This window comes from Bacillus sp. K7, from assembly GCF_053903245.1.
In genome coordinates, this window is record NZ_CP096406.1 from 734,709 (window position 1) to 751,720 (window position 17,012).

Genomic DNA, 17,012 nt, shown 5'->3' on the forward strand with positions numbered 1-17,012 from the left:
GCGTTGATCCCTTTTGAGACGTTGCTCCTTATTAAAAAACTCCGGCTGTGAGCCGGAGTTTTTTATTTTTGTTCTAAAATTGCAAAAATGTTTTTTGCCTGCTGCGTATTGTCGATGAGCCCCTTCCATTTTTCCTTTCCCGGACCGTAAGCATATACCGGTACGTCTTCGCCAGTGTGGGCTAACGTCGTCCAGCCTGAAAAAGACCGTTTATCAAAAATCAATTGAATGCTTTTTTGGACTGCAGCAGTATTTGATTGTGAGACTGCGTTTTTCACCTGATTGATCTCATTTTCCGTTAGCTTCATATTAATATAAGTGCTGAGCACCTTTTCGGCATCTTGGCCTTCAGCGATCTTCTCTGCCATATAGCCCGGCGTTTTTTTAGCGGCGATGATTGGGAAAGGATCCCATTTATAGCCGGTCTCACGCGTCATTCCCTCTGCGCCGTACGAGAATCCGCCTGTAGAGTGGTCAGCTGTAATAATAACCAGCGTTTCTTTATCTTTTTTCGCAAAATCCAGAGCAGCTTGAACACCTTTCTCGAAATCTTCCATTTCACTTAAAGCGCCCACCACGTCATTTTCATGGGCTGCATTGTCAATATTGCTTCCTTCCAGAAGCATAAAAAAACCGTTTTCGTTCTTCTGTAACTGGGTGAGTGCAGCTTCTGTCATGTCTTTTAGAGAAGGTGTACTATTCTCTCTGTCAATCGCTTTATCTAATTCAACTTCTCCAAACAGTCCGAGCAACTTATCGTGCTGATTTTTTTTCAGGTCTTGCTTTGTGGTCACATAATGATAGCCGTCTTTTTGAAATTCTTCAGCAAGATTTCGGTCATTGCGAATGAAATATTTCGCTCCGCCTCCGAGTAAAACATCAACCTTATGAGAACCATTAATCCGTTCATCATAGAATTGGTCGGCAATATCAGTGTAGTTTTTCCGTGAGACGTTATGTACGCCGAAAGCTGCGGGAGTGGCGTCGGTTAAGTCCGAAGTCACGACGAAGCCGACAGACATCTTTTTCTCTTTGGCAGCTTCTGTTACGCTTTTGAGCTGCTGATGTTTGTTGTCAACAGCAATTGCATCATTATATGTTTTCGTTCCGGTTGCCATGGCGGTTGCGGCAGCCGAAGAGTCAGTAATATTGTCTCTGGGATCGTTAGGATGTGTCATCTGCATGCCTGTTAAATAAGGGTCCCATGCTGTTTGGGCGGGAGTATTCAGCTTTTCGCTTTTTAATGTCCTATAGCTGTTAATCATCGGCATACCCATTCCGTCACCGATGATTAAAATTATATTTTTAGGGTTCTTGCCGCTGCTCTTGGATGATTGAGAATGAAGAGGGGATATGAATTCTGTTATGGCAAAAATACTTAAGAAAGCAGTCAAAATGAGGGTGACAGTTACTGTAAACCGGGTTTTGGTAATGAGGAACATCTCCTTTTATTATATTTATTTACTAATATGTATTTTATTTGAAATTAAAAGAGACTTCAATGTTTTTTTCGATGACAGCGAAAAGCCAATGGGATTCATGTCCCATTGGCTTTTATAATGTATCACATTTTACGCCGACTACGCCTTCAATGGTTTTAATGTCGTAGTAGACGTCGGTCGTGTACCTGTTTTTATGGACGCGGACCTTCACTTCCATAATCGGAAATTCCTTTTCGCCCAGGTCGTCGATCCGGACGGAATGTGTTTTGATATCTTTTCTTTTCATTTCTTTTAAAATCTCTGTCATTTTGTCTTTATCCGAAAGCGACATTCTGATGCGGATGTCTTTTTCCTGAAGGCGGTCCGGTCCGATTTTTCTAACCGCCCATGGCAAAAATTCAACGCTGATCAGGATGAACAGAAGACTGGCAAAGGCTTCTTTATAAAACCCCGCTCCGGTTGCGAGCCCAAGCCCCGCCGCTCCCCAGATCATAGCCGATGTTGTCAGGCCGGATATGACGTCGTTGCTTTTCCGCAAGATGACGCCGGCTCCGATAAATCCGACGCCTGAGATGATTTGTGCCGGCAGACGCAGCGGGTCCATCATGATGCGGTAGTATTTAGGGAAATGATATGCCGCATTAATACTGACGATCGTCAGCATGCATGAGCTGACGGCGATAACGATACAGGTTTTTAATCCGAGCGGCTTATTTTTTAATTCGCGCTCAAGCCCGATGACCATGCCAATCAATGTGGCAATGCCCAATTTTAATAAAATATCCGGATCAATATACCAGCTCAACAGCAACTTCCCCCTTCTCTAAGGTGTTTTTAAATAAATATGATTTTCTCACAGTATTTATAGCAAAACAAGAGCACAAAAGCCACCAAGCGGCGCTTGATGGCTTATTGCTTACTTTTTGCGTTTTAACAGCTTTTCCATGACGCCGAATAATCGGTAAGAAGCTTTTGCAGGTCGTTTCGTGATCAAGCTTCCGATAATACCCGCGATCATACTCAGGAAAAAGCCCGGAATCATTTCATAGAGGCCTGTAGTGTCAGCTAAACCAGTTGTAATCCAAATTAATACTGTCGCAGCTCCGACAACCATGGCTGATAGGGCGCCCCATTCAGTCATCCGTTTCCAATACAGGCTCAGAAGAATCGCAGGCCCGAAAGCAGAACCGAATCCGGCCCACGCATAACCAACCAAATCTAAAATCGTGCTGCTCGGATTCAAGGACATCAGAATCGCGATGACCGCGATAATGAGCACTGACAGCCGGCCAGTCATGACTAGTTCTTTATCTGATGCTTCACGTCTGAAAAATGTCCGGTATAAATCCTCTGTCATAGCACTCGCTGTGACCAGAAGCTGAGAAGAGATCGAACTCATAATCGCTGCTAAAATAGCAGACAGCAAAAATCCCGTAATCAAGGGATGGAACAATATTTTAGAAAAAATAATGAAAATCGTTTCAGGATCGCTTACAACAACTCCGAATTTATGTGCGTAAGCCACACCGACCAAACCCGTTACAGTTGAACCGAGGATAGAGATTACCATCCAGCTCATCCCGATTCTGCGCGCGGGTTTTAAATCTTTGATATGCTTAATCGCCATAAAACGGATGATGATATGAGGCTGGCCATAGTAGCCTAAGCCCCAAGCCAAATAAGAAATAATGCTAATGACGCTCGCGCCTTTAAAAATATCCAATAGCTTCGGGTCCACGGCTGAAATCTCATGTAAAGCGGGAGAGACGCCGCCCAGCTGGGTAAAAGCAACGATCGGCACAAGCACTAATGCTGCAAACATGATCGCACCCTGTACAAAGTCAGTCAGACTGACAGCAAGGAAACCGCCAAACAGTGTGTATAACACGACAACGCCCGCAGTCAGCAGGAGTCCAAGTGTATAATCGGCTCCAAAAGCAGATTCAAATAATCTTCCGCCTGATACCATACCAGAAGACGTATACAAAGTGAAAAAGATCATAATGATCAAAGCTGATACAATTTTCAGCACGGATGATGAATGCTGGAATCGTTTATCAAAGAAATCGGGAATCGTAATCGCGTCATCCGCCGCTTCTGTATACGCTCTAAGACGCGGAGCCAAAAGAAGATAATTCGAATACGCGCCGATTGTTAATCCGAGTGCAAGCCATAATGTCGACAAGCCTGTGGCAAACATGGCCCCCGGAATTCCCATCAGCATCCATCCGCTCATATCCGCCGCTCCGGCAGACAAAGCAGTGACAAACGGTCCGAGACCTCTTCCTCCAAGCATGTAATCGTTGATATCAGTTGTTTTCTTAAACGAGTACCAGCCGATTAACAGCATGGCAGTAAAGTAAATTCCTAACGATATAATAATTTCAATACTCACGTTTTACCCTCTCTTCAATTCTATAAATGTGACATCACCTCTCCAATTGATGGTGCCAGTTAAGCCTGGCCCAAGTGTCACCTGTTTGGTGCACTTGTTAACTTAACCTAACAAAGTATTCCCAGTCATTCAAGCGATGAAACTTGGAAAAACAGTGGGAAATACAGTTGTAAACCTAGAGTGGATTAAGAAATAAAGCGCTTTCATAAATGGATAAAAGTAAAAATATTCTGAAAAATATTTTGTTTCTCCTTTGTCTCTTTTTAGTATAAAATATATAGGGTATTGTCTCGAAAACCCAAGCCTGTTCCATGGCGTTTTGTTGCTTTGAAGGGCTTGTTTTTGATATGATCAGTATTATATGACTTAACGGAGAAATATGTGGAGGTGGATCAGATGTCACGAATTTCAATAGAAGAAGTAAAGCACGTTGCGCACCTTGCGAGACTTGCGATTACTGAAGAAGAAGCAAAAATGTTCACTGAACAGCTTGACAGCATCATTTCATTTGCCGAGGAGCTTAATGAGGTCAATACAGACAATGTAGAGCCTACAACTCACGTGCTGAAAATGAAAAATGTCATGAGAGAAGATGAAGCGGGTAAAGGTCTTCCGGTTGAGGACGTCATGAAAAATGCGCCTGACCATAAAGACGGCTATATTCGTGTGCCATCAATTCTGGACTAAAGGAGGGACACAAGAATGTCATTATTTGATCACAAAATCACAGAATTAAAACAGCTCATACATAAAAAAGAGATTAAGATTTCTGATCTTGTTGACGAATCTTATAAACGCATCCAAGCGGTTGATGATAAGGTACAAGCCTTTTTGGCATTAGATGAAGAAAGAGCGCGCGCGTACGCGAAGGAGCTTGATGAGGCGGTTGACGGCCGTTCAGAGCACGGTCTTCTTTTTGGTATGCCGATCGGCGTAAAAGATAATATCGTAACAAAAGGGCTGCGCACAACATGCTCCAGCAAAATTCTCGAAAACTTTGATCCGATTTACGATGCTACTGTCGTTCAGCGCCTTCAAGACGCTGAAGCGGTTACAATCGGTAAATTGAACATGGACGAATTCGCCATGGGGTCATCTACTGAAAACTCAGCTTACAAGCTGACGAAAAACCCTTGGAACTTGGATACGGTTCCCGGCGGTTCAAGCGGTGGTTCAGCGGCTGCGGTTGCTGCGGGAGAAGTTCCGTTTTCTCTTGGATCTGACACAGGCGGTTCCATCCGTCAGCCTGCATCGTTCTGCGGCGTTGTCGGTTTAAAGCCTACATACGGCCGCGTGTCCCGTTACGGGCTGGTCGCATTCGCGTCTTCATTAGACCAAATCGGGCCGATTACCCGTACGGTTGAGGACAACGCATTTTTGCTTCAAGCGATTTCCGGCGCCGACAAAATGGACTCAACGAGCGCAAATGTGGACGTGCCTGATTTCCTTTCTTCATTAACTGGCGACATCAAAGGACTGAAAATCGCGGTTCCGAAAGAATACCTTGGTGAAGGTGTCGGCAAAGAAGCGAGAGAATCTGTGCTTGCCGCGCTGAAGGTTCTCGAAGGCCTCGGTGCTACATGGGAAGAAGTGTCTCTTCCGCACAGCAAATATGCGTTGGCGACATATTACCTGCTGTCATCATCTGAAGCGTCTGCCAATCTTGCACGCTTTGACGGCATCCGCTACGGCTACCGCACAGACAACGCGGACAACCTGATCGACCTTTACAAGCAAACGCGCGCTGAAGGTTTCGGAAATGAAGTCAAACGCCGCATCATGCTCGGAACGTTCGCTTTAAGCTCAGGATACTACGATGCGTACTACAAAAAGGCGCAAAAAGTGCGTACGTTGATCAAGAAAGACTTCGAAGACGTATTTGAGAAATATGACGTCATTGTCGGACCGACGACTCCGACACCTGCGTTTAAAATCGGTGAAAACACGAAAGATCCGCTCACAATGTACGCAAACGATATCTTAACGATTCCAGTCAACCTTGCCGGCGTACCGGGAATCAGCGTGCCATGCGGATTAGCAGGCGGACTTCCGCTCGGCCTGCAAATCATCGGAAAACACTTTGACGAAAGCACTGTATACCGCGTTGCTCATGCATTTGAACAAGCGACAGACCATCATAAAGCAAAACCTGAACTGTAAGGGGTGAAAAGAATTGAACTTTGAAACGGTAATCGGACTTGAAGTCCATGTTGAGTTAAAAACAAAATCAAAAATTTTCTCAAGCTCTCCAACGCCATTCGGCGCGGAGGCGAACACGCAGACAAGCGTCATTGACCTCGGATACCCGGGCGTCCTGCCTGTTCTGAACAAAGAAGCCGTTGAATTCGCAATGAAAGCCGCTATGGCGCTTAACTGTGAGGTCGCAACGGATACGAAGTTTGACCGCAAAAACTATTTCTATCCGGACAACCCGAAAGCGTATCAGATTTCTCAATTTGATAAGCCAATCGGCGAAAACGGCTGGATCGAAATTGAAGTCGGCGGAAAAACAAAACGCATTGGCATCACTCGCCTTCACCTTGAAGAAGATGCCGGAAAACTCACACATACAGGCGACGGCTATTCTCTCGTTGACTACAACCGCCAGGGAACGCCGCTAGTTGAGATCGTATCAGAGCCGGATATCCGCACGCCGGAAGAAGCGTACGCGTATCTTGAAAAGCTGAAGTCCATCATCCAATACACAGGTGTTTCTGACTGTAAAATGGAAGAAGGTTCGCTTCGCTGTGACGCCAATATCTCTCTTCGTCCGATCGGCCGAGAGGAATTCGGCACAAAAACAGAATTGAAAAACTTGAACTCCTTTGCGTTTGTTCAAAAAGGCCTTGAGCATGAAGAAAAACGCCAGGAGCAGGTTCTTCTCTCCGGCGGTGTCATTCAGCAGGAAACACGCCGTTACGACGAAGCAACGAAGAAAACCATTCTCATGCGTGTCAAAGAGGGATCTGACGACTACCGTTACTTCCCAGAGCCAGACCTTGTCGAGCTCTACATTGATGAAGAATGGAAGGAACGCGTGAAAGCAAGCATTCCTGAACTTCCGGATGAGCGCCGCAAGCGTTACATCGATGAGCTTGGTTTGCCTGCGTATGACGCGATGGTTCTGACGCTGACGAAAGAAATGGCTGATTTCTTTGAAGAAACCGTTCAAAAAGGCGCTGAAGCCAAACAAGCGTCTAACTGGCTGATGGGTGAAGTATCAGCTTATCTGAACGCTGAGCAAAAAGAGCTTGCTGACGTGGCGCTGACACCTGAAGGCCTTGCCGGCATGATCAAATTGATTGAAAAAGGAACCATTTCTTCTAAGATCGCGAAGAAAGTATTTAAAGAATTGATTGAAAAAGGCGGCGACGCTGAGAAGATTGTCAAAGAGAAAGGCCTCGTTCAGATTTCTGACGAAGGCGTGCTTCTGAAGCTTGTCACAGAGGCGCTTGACAACAATCCTCAATCAATCGAAGACTTTAAAAACGGGAAAGACCGTGCGATCGGTTTCCTTGTCGGACAGATTATGAAAGCGTCCAAAGGACAAGCCAACCCGCCGATGGTTAACAAAATCCTGCTTGAAGAAATTAAAAAACGCTAATTAAAAAGCAGCCCGCCTCTTTAGAGAGGAGGCTGCTTTTTTATGTTCAAATCGAGATGAAGACAGAGATCAGAGCCCGAAGCTTTTCAACTTCTTTGTCGGTGGTTCCGGTTAAATTGGACAGCATGCCTTTCATAATCGGCTTGCGCGGTTTATCCTGAGACAATTCTTCCGCGATGACATCAAGCGACACGGCGATATCCTCGGGCAGTGTGCTGTTTTCTTTCACTTTCCGAATGTCCTCAAGCAGCTGTTCTTTGCCGGCCGGCATCAATCTGAAAATGTCTTTTGGCACAATCGGATTGAGGTTTGAATGGATTAGTCCTTGTACAAGGTCATCTAGTCTTTCGATCAAAAAGGCTGAGATTTCTTCCGCATCGATACTTAGCTCTCCGTTAAAGACCATGACATTCATATAGGAATGCACAATGCCTCTTGCCATGATGGAGAGGTCCGCGATGTACCGCTCGATCCCTTTGCCATAGGATGCCAGCAAGGCGCTCCGGTACAGTTTATCCGTCTCCGCGGTTACTTTGTAAAAGTACTGCTTGATTTCTTGATTTTCCGGAATGATATTTTCAGTAAGCAAAAGAACGATAAAATCTTTATGATCGCGGAAATCTTCAAATTGGGCGCCGATTTGCTTTTTCAGCACTTCCTTAGGCGGTTTTTCGGCGAGATCCTCTTCTATATTTTTTATTTTTTTCATAGACATGCCGATATAATATTCACAGGCGGATAACAGCAGCGCTTCTTTTGATTTGAAGTGCAAATAAAAAGCGCCTTTAGAGATGCCGCATTCACTGGCGATTTCCTGGATCGTCGTAGAGGCGAATCCTTTTTTCGCAAACAAATGAATGCTGGTTTTTATGATTTTCTCTTTTTTTTCATTCATGACGTGCTTCCCCTTAATCCTTGAAAAATTTAGTAAAATTTTCTGGTATATGAGTTGACGTTGTTGCAATATAACGTTTAGTATTATATAGAATGACCAGTCAGTCAATAAAAAATGTAATGGAGGATATGATGAATCACGTTATTAATTTCGTTCTGAAAAACAAATTCGCCGTATGGCTGATGACGATTATTGTAACGGCAGCCGGATTGTATGCGGGTATGAATATGAAGCAAGAATCCATTCCTGATGTCAACATGCCTTACTTGACGATCAGCACTACATATCCGGGCGCGACGCCAAGCCAAGTGGCTGATGAGGTGACCAAACCGGTTGAACAAGCGGTGCAGAATTTGGACGGGGTCAGTGTTGTGACTTCGACCTCCTATGAAAATGCATCGTCGGTCATGATTGAATATGACTATGAGAAAGATATGGACAAAGCCAAAACAGAAGCGGCTGAGGCATTAGAAAACGTCAGCCTGCCTGATGACGCGAAAGATTCGGAAATTTCACGCTACAGCTTGAACTCTTTCCCGATTCTGACGCTCAGCGTGTCCAGTGATAAAGATAATCTGCAAGAGCTGACGAAAAAAGTGGAGGACAGCCTCGTTACGAAGCTTGAAGGGATAGAAGGCGTTGCTTCCGTCCAAGTATCAGGCCAGCAGGTTGAAGAGGTTGAATTCTCTTTTAAAGAAGACAAGCTGAAAGAATACGGACTTGATGAAGATACAGTCAAGCAAGTGATTCAAGGTTCAGATGTGACAACTCCGCTTGGATTGTACACATTCGGAAATGAAGAAAAGTCTGTCGTCGTCAGCGGCGATATTGAAACCATTAAAGATTTGAAGAATATGAGAATCCCGATGGCATCTGCTTCAAGTGCAGGCGGCGCAGTATCTCAAGCGGCAGCGCAGAGCGCACAAGCGGCAGCCCAGGCGCAGCAAAGCGCAAGCACAGACGTGCCGACGGTCAAGCTTTCTGACATTGCCACAATAAAAGATGTGAAAAAAGCTGAATCTGTTTCACGCACAAATGGCAAAGACAGCATCGGCATCAACGTCGTCAAAGCAAACGATGCGAATACAGTAGAGGTTGCCGATCATGTCAAAGATGAGCTCAAGCAGTTCAAAGAAGGCCATAAAGGCTTCGACTACAGCGCAACACTCGACATGGCGGAGCCGATCACACAGTCAGTTGAAACCATGTTAAGCAAAGCCATTTTCGGTGCGATTTTCGCGATCGTGATTATTCTCTTATTCTTAAGAGATATCAAATCAACATTAATTTCGATTATTTCTATTCCATTATCATTGCTGATCGCGCTTCTTGTGCTGCAACAGCTTGATATCACACTGAATATCATGACGCTCGGTGCGATGACCGTGGCCATCGGACGTGTGGTCGATGACTCCATTGTTGTTATTGAGAACATTTACCGCCGCATGAGACTCAAGGATGAGCCGCTCCGCGGAAAAGCCTTGGTTCGTGAAGCGACGAAGGAAATGTTTAAACCGATCATGTCATCGACGATTGTGACAATCGCGGTATTTCTGCCGCTTGCACTTGTAGGCGGACAAATCGGTGAATTGTTTATTCCGTTTGCCTTAACGATCGTTTTTGCGCTTGCCGCATCCCTATTGATTTCAATCACGCTTGTGCCAATGCTCGCGCACAGCCTGTTCAAAAAATCATTAATGGGCGCACCGATCAAAGCGAAAGAACATAAACCTAGCAGACTGGCAGGCTTCTATAAAAAAGTTCTGAACTGGGCGCTGAGCCACAAGTGGATCACGTCTATCATCGCCGTTTTGATCCTGCTTGGAAGCTTGTTCCTTGTACCGTTAATCGGTGCCAGCTACCTGCCGTCCGAAGAAGAAAAAACAATGCAGCTCACATACAGCCCTGAACCGGGTGAAACGAAAAAAGAAGCCGAAGCTGAAGCTAAAAGAGCGGAAAAAATTCTGCTTGACCGCAAGCATGTCGATACGGTTCAGTATTCATTAGGCTCTGGCAGCCCGCTTGCCGGGGGAGATTCAAACGGTGCGTTATTCTATATCAAATATGAAAGCGACACGCCTGATTTTGATAAAGAAAAAGACAACGTGCTGAAGAAAATCCAAGATCAGTCAGATCGCGGAGAATGGAAGTCACAGGACTTCAGTTCTTCAGGCAACAACAATGAATTAACATACTATGTGTATGGCAATTCAGAAAGCGACATTAAAGACACGGTCAAAGATATTGAAAAAGTCATGAAAGATGAAAAGGATCTGAAAAATGTAAGCACAGGCCTTTCCAGCACATATGATGAATACACATTTATTGCTGACCAAGAAAAATTAAGCAAACTCGGTTTAACCGCGTCTCACATTTCTCAAGCCTTAATGACACAAACATCACAAGAACCGCTCACAACCGTGAAAAAAGACGGCAAAGAGCTTGATGTGAACATTAAGACAGAAAAAGACGAGTATAAGAGTGTGAAAGATTTAGAAAACCAAAAGATCACTTCTCCGACTGGCCAGCAAGTCAAAATCGGCGATGTCGCAAAAGTGAAAGAAGGATCAACATCTGATACTGTTTCAAAACGTGATGGAAAAGTGTATGCGGATGTCACAGGTGAAGTGACAACAGACAACGTCACAGCTGTATCAGCTGATGTCCAGAAGAAAATTGATAAGCTTGACCTTCCTGATAACGTTTCGATCGATACAGGAGGCGTATCAGCAGATATCGCTGACTCTTTCACGAAACTTGGTTTAGCGATGCTGGCAGCAATCGCAATCGTCTACCTCGTGCTCGTAATTACTTTCGGCGGAGCACTAGCGCCATTTGCGATTCTGTTCTCATTGCCGTTCACAGTCATCGGTGCCCTGGTCGGACTTTATGTATCAGGTGAAACGATCAGTCTGAACGCGATGATCGGTATGCTCATGCTGATCGGTATCGTTGTCACGAATGCGATTGTCTTAATTGACCGCGTGATTCATAAGGAAGCGGAAGGACTGTCTACGAGAGAAGCGCTCCTAGAAGCCGGTTCTACACGACTCCGTCCGATCCTGATGACAGCCATCGCGACAATCGGCGCCTTGATTCCGTTAGCGCTCGGCTTCGAAGGCGGAAGCCAAGTCATTTCTAAAGGACTCGGCGTCACGGTTATCGGCGGTTTAATCAGTTCAACGCTTCTGACGCTCTTGATTGTGCCAATCGTATACGAAGTATTGGCGAAGTTCCGCAAGAAAAAACCGGGAACGGAAGAAGAGTAAAAGTGATAAAGCCTCAGCTTTGCTGAGGCTTTATATTATGTTGACAAAATCCTAAACGGTTTTCGTTTTAGGATTTTTTTTCAGCATGGTTGAAAACCTTTGAAGTCTAGGAAAGCCGAGCACCACACTTTCATAAGATGTGATGACAACGGCGTTCCTTTAAGAATGTGAACACCAACGCTCAGGATTGACAACGAATGCGAGGGTTAGCCGACATGCTGGAGCCTCAGCTCTGCTGAGGCTTTTGTACGTTTTCACCTGTAAGATTATGTACATTTTGTTGCGATTTTTTTAACTCATAGTATAATTAAAGGTTGTTAGTGTAAAAATGGATCGGATACTCTTAAGTAGGATGATGAGATAATGAAACGTGCACGCATAATATACAATCCGACTTCAGGACGGGAGATCTTTAAAAAGCAACTTGCCCAGGTCCTGCAAAAATTTGAACAAGCCGGATATGAAACCTCTACCCATGCTACAACATGCGCAGGAGACGCAACGCACGCCGCCAAGGAAGCGGCATTGCGTGAGTTTGACTTAATCGTTGCAGCAGGCGGAGATGGAACGATTAATGAGGTCGTCAACGGGCTTGCGCCTTTAGACAACCGTCCGACGCTCGGTGTCATTCCAGTCGGCACAACGAACGACTTCGCCAGAGCGCTCAATATTCCGCGCGAAGATATTTTAAAAGCGGCGGATACGGTGATTAACGGCGTTGCCCGCCCGATTGATATCGGACAGGTGAACGGCCAATATTTTATCAATATCGCCGGCGGAGGCCGTCTGACGGAGCTGACGTACGATGTGCCAAGCAAACTGAAAACGATGCTCGGCCAGCTTGCTTATTATTTAAAGGGAATGGAAATGCTGCCTTCACTTCGTCCGACAGAAGTCGAGATTGAATATGACGGCAAGCTGTTTCAAGGTGAAATCATGCTGTTTTTGGTCACGCTGACAAATTCCGTCGGCGGGTTCGAAAAGCTCGCGCCGGATTCCAGCCTGAATGACGGCATGTTTGATTTGATGATACTCAAGAAAGCAAACCTTGCTGAATTTATCAGGGTCGCAACGATGGCGCTCCGCGGCGAACACATCAACGACCAGCACATTATTTATACAAAAGCGAACCGCGTGAAAGTCAATGTATCAGAAAAGATGCAGCTGAACCTGGACGGCGAGTATGGCGGCATGCTGCCAGGCGAATTCGTGAATCTGTACCGGCACATTCACGTCGTCATGCCGAAGGAGAAAGCGGAACAGCTGGATGACTAAAAACTTGGCTTGTATAGGCCAAGTTTTTCTTTCGCTTAAAACTAGAGGTGATTATAGATGAAAATGAAACCCCCAGTAGAAAAAAACGAATACTACGACGTGACATTTGAAGATTTGACTCATGAAGGAGCGGGTGTTGCCAAGGTTGAAGGTTTCCCAATCTTTGTCCCAAACGCCCTGCCGGAGGAAAAAGCCCAAATCAAAGTCACGCGTGTCAAAAAAGGCTTCGCTTTCGGCCGCTTGATCGATATGAAAAAAGAAAGCCCGCACAGAACAGATGCTCCTTGCCCGATCTACAAGCAATGCGGCGGCTGCCAACTTCAGCACATGACCTACGAAGGCCAGCTCATGTTTAAACAGAAACAAGTCAAAGACGTATTAGAACGGATCGGCAAGCTGGACCTGTCCAACGTCACCGTCCACCCGACACTTGGCATGGAAGACCCTTGGAACTACAGAAACAAAGCACAGGTGCCGGTAGGAGAACGAGAAGGCGGACTCGTCGCCGGATTCTATCAGCAAAGAAGCCATGACATCATCGACATGAGCGCCTGCCTGATCCAGCAATCCAAAAACGACGAAGCCGTCCAAGCCGTCAAAGACATTTGCGCTAAATACGGTGTCAAAGCCTATAACGAAGAACGCCACAAAGGCTGGCTCCGCCACATCATGGTCAGATATGGCGTCGTTACGGGCGAAATGATGATCGTCTTCATCACAAGAACAAACGACTTCCCGCACAAAGCGAAGATCATCGAAGACATCACAGCAGCGTTCCCGCACGTCAAATCAATCGTGCAAAACATCAACCCGAACAAAACAAACGTCATCTTCGGAAACGAAACAAATGTCATCTGGGGCGAAGAATACATCTACGACCTCATCGGAGACGTCAAATTCGCCATCTCCGCCAGATCGTTCTATCAGGTCAATCCGGAGCAAACCAAAGTGCTCTACGACAAAGCGCTAGAGTACGCGGAGCTGCAAGGCGAAGAAACCGTCATCGACGCCTACTGCGGCATCGGAACGATTTCTCTATTTTTGGCGAAGCAAGCGAAAAAAGTGTACGGTGTAGAAATTGTGCCAGAAGCGATTGAAGATGCGAAACGAAACGCTGAGCTCAACGGCATCACAAACGCAGAATTCGCGGTCGGAGAAGCGGAAACCGTAATTCCGAAGTGGTACGAAGAAGGCATCACAGCAGATACGCTAGTCGTCGACCCGCCAAGAAAAGGCTGCGACGAAGCCCTCCTGCGGACAATTGTGGAGATGAAACCGAAGCGAGTGGTGTATGTGTCCTGTAATCCTGGCACGCTTGCGAGGGACTTGCGGGTGCTTGAGGATGGCGGGTATGCGACGCGCGAAGTGCAGCCTGTTGATATGTTTCCGCATACGAATCATGTGGAGTGTGTGGCTGTGCTTGAAATTGAGGATTAATGAAGTTATTAAAGCAAGAGCCTCTCGGATTAGGAGAGGCTTTTTATTTTCCTGTATAATATTACAATATCCTATTTAAAAAAGGGGTGTATTAAAATAGTAGATAACGTTACAAGTCTTTCAAATTTTACCATTAAAGAAAAATTGAAAAAGGTTTTAAAAAATTATCAACATGCTAAGAGTGAAACTTTCAAGAATCATCCTCTTGGTTACCTTGTTCGTCATGAAATAAAGAGAAATCTTATTGCAGAGGCTAAATTAGATCTATCCAAATATCATGTAGCAGGGTCAATTGGGATCGGGAAATGGGCTGAGGTTCCATGGATATCTATTTTTAAAAAGAATCTAACAACCTCAGCAACAAGAGGCTACTATATTGTTTACTTGTTTAATGCTGACGGTAGTGGTTTATACGTTAGCTTGAATCAAGGATGGACATACTTCAAAGAAAAGTATGGAACCAAGTTAGGTAAGGAAAAAATTCAAAAGACAGCTTCTATTATCAGAGAAAAACTTAATACTATACCTCGGAAAATGAACCTTTTAAATATTAGTTTAAAAGGCGAAGGTGATCTTGCGAAAGGATATGAATTAGGACATATATGTGGTCGATATTATGATATTAGTAATTTGGATGAAGAAGCCATCATAAGTGATTTACAAGCTTTATTAATTACATATATAGAATTAGAAGGTTTCATTGGAAACAGATCTATAGAACAGTTTAACGATTTCATTTTGTTGAAGGAAGACGGTTTGTTTTTAGAAGATGGGGATAATGAAGAGAAATATCAGTTGGCGACTCAGCAATTCATTGTATCAGAGGGTATAGTTGGAGGATATGAAGTTAATATAAAGAGAGAACGCCCAGATCCAATCTTTAACAAAGGTGGACACAAACAATGGTCAAGAAATGCGGGTTTAGCATCAAAAGCTATGATGCTTTCAAATTATACATGTGAAATAGATCGTTCACATAAAACATTTATTTCAAAATCTGCAAATAAACCGTACGTTGAGTCGCATCATCTTGTTCCTATTGCAAAACAAGAAGAGTTTCGATATGACTTAGATCAATTGGCAAATATAATTAGTCTTTGTCCACTTTGTCATCGTCTTATTCATTTAGGGAAAGATGAAGAGAAAGAAGAACTGTTGAAAAAATTGTTTGAACAGCGTAAAGAGCAACTTAACCGTGTTGGGATAGAAATTACTTTTTCTGATCTTAAAAGGCTCTACGGTATACCTAAATGTTTTTAGAGTAACGTACTATAGTATCTTTCTCTATGCTTTCTAAATTATAACAGTGTCATTTATTACTCTCAATACATTAAAGTACATTATTGACTGTCGGTAATATAAAGAGTGGATTTTCTATGAATTAGATTCTGATAAAGTTCTAAAAAAGATACTCTTACTCTTAATTTCAGAAAACAGACGCAGCCAAAAGCTGCGTCTTGTCCTTAACCAAGCGTGCCATTTTTTGCAATGTCTTTCTCAAAGATGGCTTTGTTTGCCAGGGAGTTCGTTGAATCGTTTGCAGCTTTGCTTGTCATGTTTCTGGATGCCACATTTAAGAGGGCTTTATATTTATTAAGCTCAGTCGAACGAATAAATCTTTACTACATTAAATTCCTACTGATAATTTCTCATTTTGTATATTTATTTAGAATTTTTTCTGTTTAAAATTTTACTTAAACATAGGGTACTGCACCAATAAATTTAAATGAATAGTTTTTTGCGCTTATTTCTTTCTCCCTGCCGTCATATTCAAAATTATATAAAAGAACAGCAGCATTGATTTGTTCAGGGAGTATGGTACATACCATGTTCTCGAATCGAGGTAAGATGTCACTATCGTACGAACAGCCGCCAATTAGAGAAGGTAAATTATTACGACTATTTTCATGTGCAACTTTTTCTAAAAAATCTTCATCTAAATCATCGATATCTATATCAAAGTCAATCAAAAATTGGGAAGGGAGAAAATCACCTTCGTCTTCATTGTATTTTAGGTTAACGTAATCATTTAAAGAGGATGAATTTATTATGTACCCTATCCAAAGCGATACAAAATTTTGTTTTTCCAATTTTTCACCCCTTACTCAAGCATAATAACATTTCCCATCAGTTTAAAAGATGGTAATGGAAATTGCATCAGATGTAAACGTCATCACTGATTCAGATAGTTTTTTACAAATTCCTCGTCCTCTTTGTCCATAGGGGAAATACCCAAGTTAGTTTATTCCCAAATCATTTGTCTTTGGTATTCGTCCAAAGTAGATTCAATAACATCTTCATAATCAATTGAAAAATTCCGAGTGTATTCTAGCTTGAGCGTAAGGTTAGTCCACACATTTGAGTTAATCGCTTCCATTCATCTCTTAGTTCATCAAATAAATCTTGTAGTTCGATTAATAAGTCATCATAAATTGTTCACTTACTTGATAATGTCCCGGAATGTCATGCGAATAAATGAACTCTTCACTATTTTTTGTACTAAAGAAAAAGTATACTTCTCTAGAGTCGTCTGAAATCTCTGCGTATAGAGCAACTTTATTCCATCTGGAATTATTTCAATAATTTGTTCTGCTATTTTTTGATATAATAAATACATTTTTTGAGTCTCCATAAAATCATCTCCAGAAACAAATATAGCCCAGCAGAGAAGAGCTATTTTTGTTTTGTAGTCCCA

Annotated in this window: 11 protein-coding genes and 2 pseudogenes; 7 read left to right on the forward strand and 6 right to left on the reverse strand. The window is 43.6% G+C overall.

The window, feature by feature from the left end:
• Positions 1-62: 62 nt before the first annotated feature.
• From M1D98_RS03640 to putP, 3 genes are all read right to left on the reverse strand, one after another.
• Entirely contained in the window at positions 63-1,442 is a 1,380-nt protein-coding gene (locus M1D98_RS03640) for an alkaline phosphatase (RefSeq protein WP_268559132.1), read from the reverse strand.
• A 112-nt stretch (positions 1,443-1,554) separates the two neighbouring features.
• Positions 1,555-2,253, reverse strand: coding sequence for an MgtC/SapB family protein (locus tag M1D98_RS03645; protein ID WP_121642076.1), 699 nt, complete (start codon positions 2,251-2,253; stop codon positions 1,555-1,557).
• A gap of 105 nt (positions 2,254-2,358) precedes the next feature.
• Positions 2,359-3,837: a sodium/proline symporter PutP gene (gene putP / locus M1D98_RS03650; protein ID WP_456280016.1), complete on the reverse strand. Its 1,479-nt coding sequence runs from the start codon at positions 3,835-3,837 to the stop codon at positions 2,359-2,361.
• Between the two features lie 396 nt (positions 3,838-4,233).
• On the opposite strand from putP, the gene gatC reads away from it, so the two are divergent.
• Genes gatC through gatB form a run of 3 tightly spaced genes read left to right on the forward strand, consistent with a single transcriptional unit; the run spans position 4,234 to position 7,441 of the window.
• Complete coding sequence (gene gatC / locus M1D98_RS03655) at positions 4,234-4,524, forward strand: Asp-tRNA(Asn)/Glu-tRNA(Gln) amidotransferase subunit GatC (RefSeq protein WP_003219442.1); 291 nt, start codon at positions 4,234-4,236, stop codon at positions 4,522-4,524.
• 15 nt (positions 4,525-4,539) lie between these two features.
• Complete coding sequence (gene gatA, locus M1D98_RS03660; protein ID WP_121642077.1) at positions 4,540-5,997, forward strand: Asp-tRNA(Asn)/Glu-tRNA(Gln) amidotransferase subunit GatA; 1,458 nt, start codon at positions 4,540-4,542, stop codon at positions 5,995-5,997.
• A gap of 13 nt (positions 5,998-6,010) precedes the next feature.
• Positions 6,011-7,441 (forward strand): Asp-tRNA(Asn)/Glu-tRNA(Gln) amidotransferase subunit GatB, encoded by a 1,431-nt coding sequence (gene gatB / locus M1D98_RS03665; protein WP_010329114.1) that lies wholly within the window; start codon positions 6,011-6,013, stop codon positions 7,439-7,441.
• Here the strand turns inward: gatB and M1D98_RS03670 are convergent.
• Positions 7,442-8,336 (reverse strand): annotated as a pseudogene (locus M1D98_RS03670) (TetR/AcrR family transcriptional regulator). It lies immediately after the preceding gene.
• Between the two features lie 131 nt (positions 8,337-8,467).
• Here M1D98_RS03670 and srfP point away from each other — a divergent pair.
• From srfP to M1D98_RS03690, 4 genes are all read left to right on the forward strand, one after another.
• On the forward strand, positions 8,468-11,605 hold the full coding sequence (gene srfP, locus M1D98_RS03675; RefSeq protein ID WP_435577072.1) for a surfactin resistance protein SrfP: 3,138 nt from the start codon (positions 8,468-8,470) through the stop codon (positions 11,603-11,605).
• 363 nt (positions 11,606-11,968) lie between these two features.
• Positions 11,969-12,880 (forward strand): diacylglycerol kinase, encoded by a 912-nt coding sequence (locus tag M1D98_RS03680; protein ID WP_039076109.1) that lies wholly within the window; start codon positions 11,969-11,971, stop codon positions 12,878-12,880.
• 57 nt (positions 12,881-12,937) lie between these two features.
• A complete protein-coding gene (gene rlmD / locus M1D98_RS03685; RefSeq protein ID WP_456280017.1) occupies positions 12,938-14,317 on the forward strand; it encodes a 23S rRNA (uracil(1939)-C(5))-methyltransferase RlmD in 1,380 nt (459 codons plus the stop codon).
• A gap of 144 nt (positions 14,318-14,461) precedes the next feature.
• The gene (locus M1D98_RS03690; RefSeq protein WP_435577070.1) at positions 14,462-15,577 is read left to right on the forward strand and encodes an MrcB family domain-containing protein; all 1,116 of its coding nucleotides are present in this window, start codon (positions 14,462-14,464) and stop codon (positions 15,575-15,577) included.
• 434 nt (positions 15,578-16,011) lie between these two features.
• Here the strand turns inward: M1D98_RS03690 and M1D98_RS03695 are convergent, their stop codons facing one another.
• Both M1D98_RS03695 and M1D98_RS03700 read right to left on the reverse strand, forming a co-directional pair.
• On the reverse strand, positions 16,012-16,407 hold the full coding sequence (locus M1D98_RS03695; RefSeq protein WP_268523255.1) for an immunity 22 family protein: 396 nt from the start codon (positions 16,405-16,407) through the stop codon (positions 16,012-16,014).
• Positions 16,408-16,490: 83 nt separating this feature from the next.
• Positions 16,491-16,949 (reverse strand): annotated as a pseudogene (locus M1D98_RS03700) (immunity protein YezG family protein).
• Positions 16,950-17,012 lie beyond the last annotated feature (63 nt).

What these genes read in the sequence shown, in the direction of transcription:
- rlmD (WP_456280017.1), top strand. Translation starts at nt 12,938, where the DNA reads ATGAAAATGAAACCCCCAGTAGAAAAAAACGAATACTACGACGTGACA.
- gatA (WP_121642077.1), top strand. Translation starts at nt 4,540, where the DNA reads ATGTCATTATTTGATCACAAAATCACAGAATTAAAACAGCTCATACAT.
- gatC (WP_003219442.1), top strand. Translation starts at nt 4,234, where the DNA reads ATGTCACGAATTTCAATAGAAGAAGTAAAGCACGTTGCGCACCTTGCG.
- M1D98_RS03680 (WP_039076109.1), top strand. Translation starts at nt 11,969, where the DNA reads ATGAAACGTGCACGCATAATATACAATCCGACTTCAGGACGGGAGATC.
- srfP (WP_435577072.1), top strand. Translation starts at nt 8,468, where the DNA reads ATGAATCACGTTATTAATTTCGTTCTGAAAAACAAATTCGCCGTATGG.
- M1D98_RS03640 (WP_268559132.1), bottom strand. Translation starts at nt 1,442, where the DNA reads ATGTTCCTCATTACCAAAACCCGGTTTACAGTAACTGTCACCCTCATT.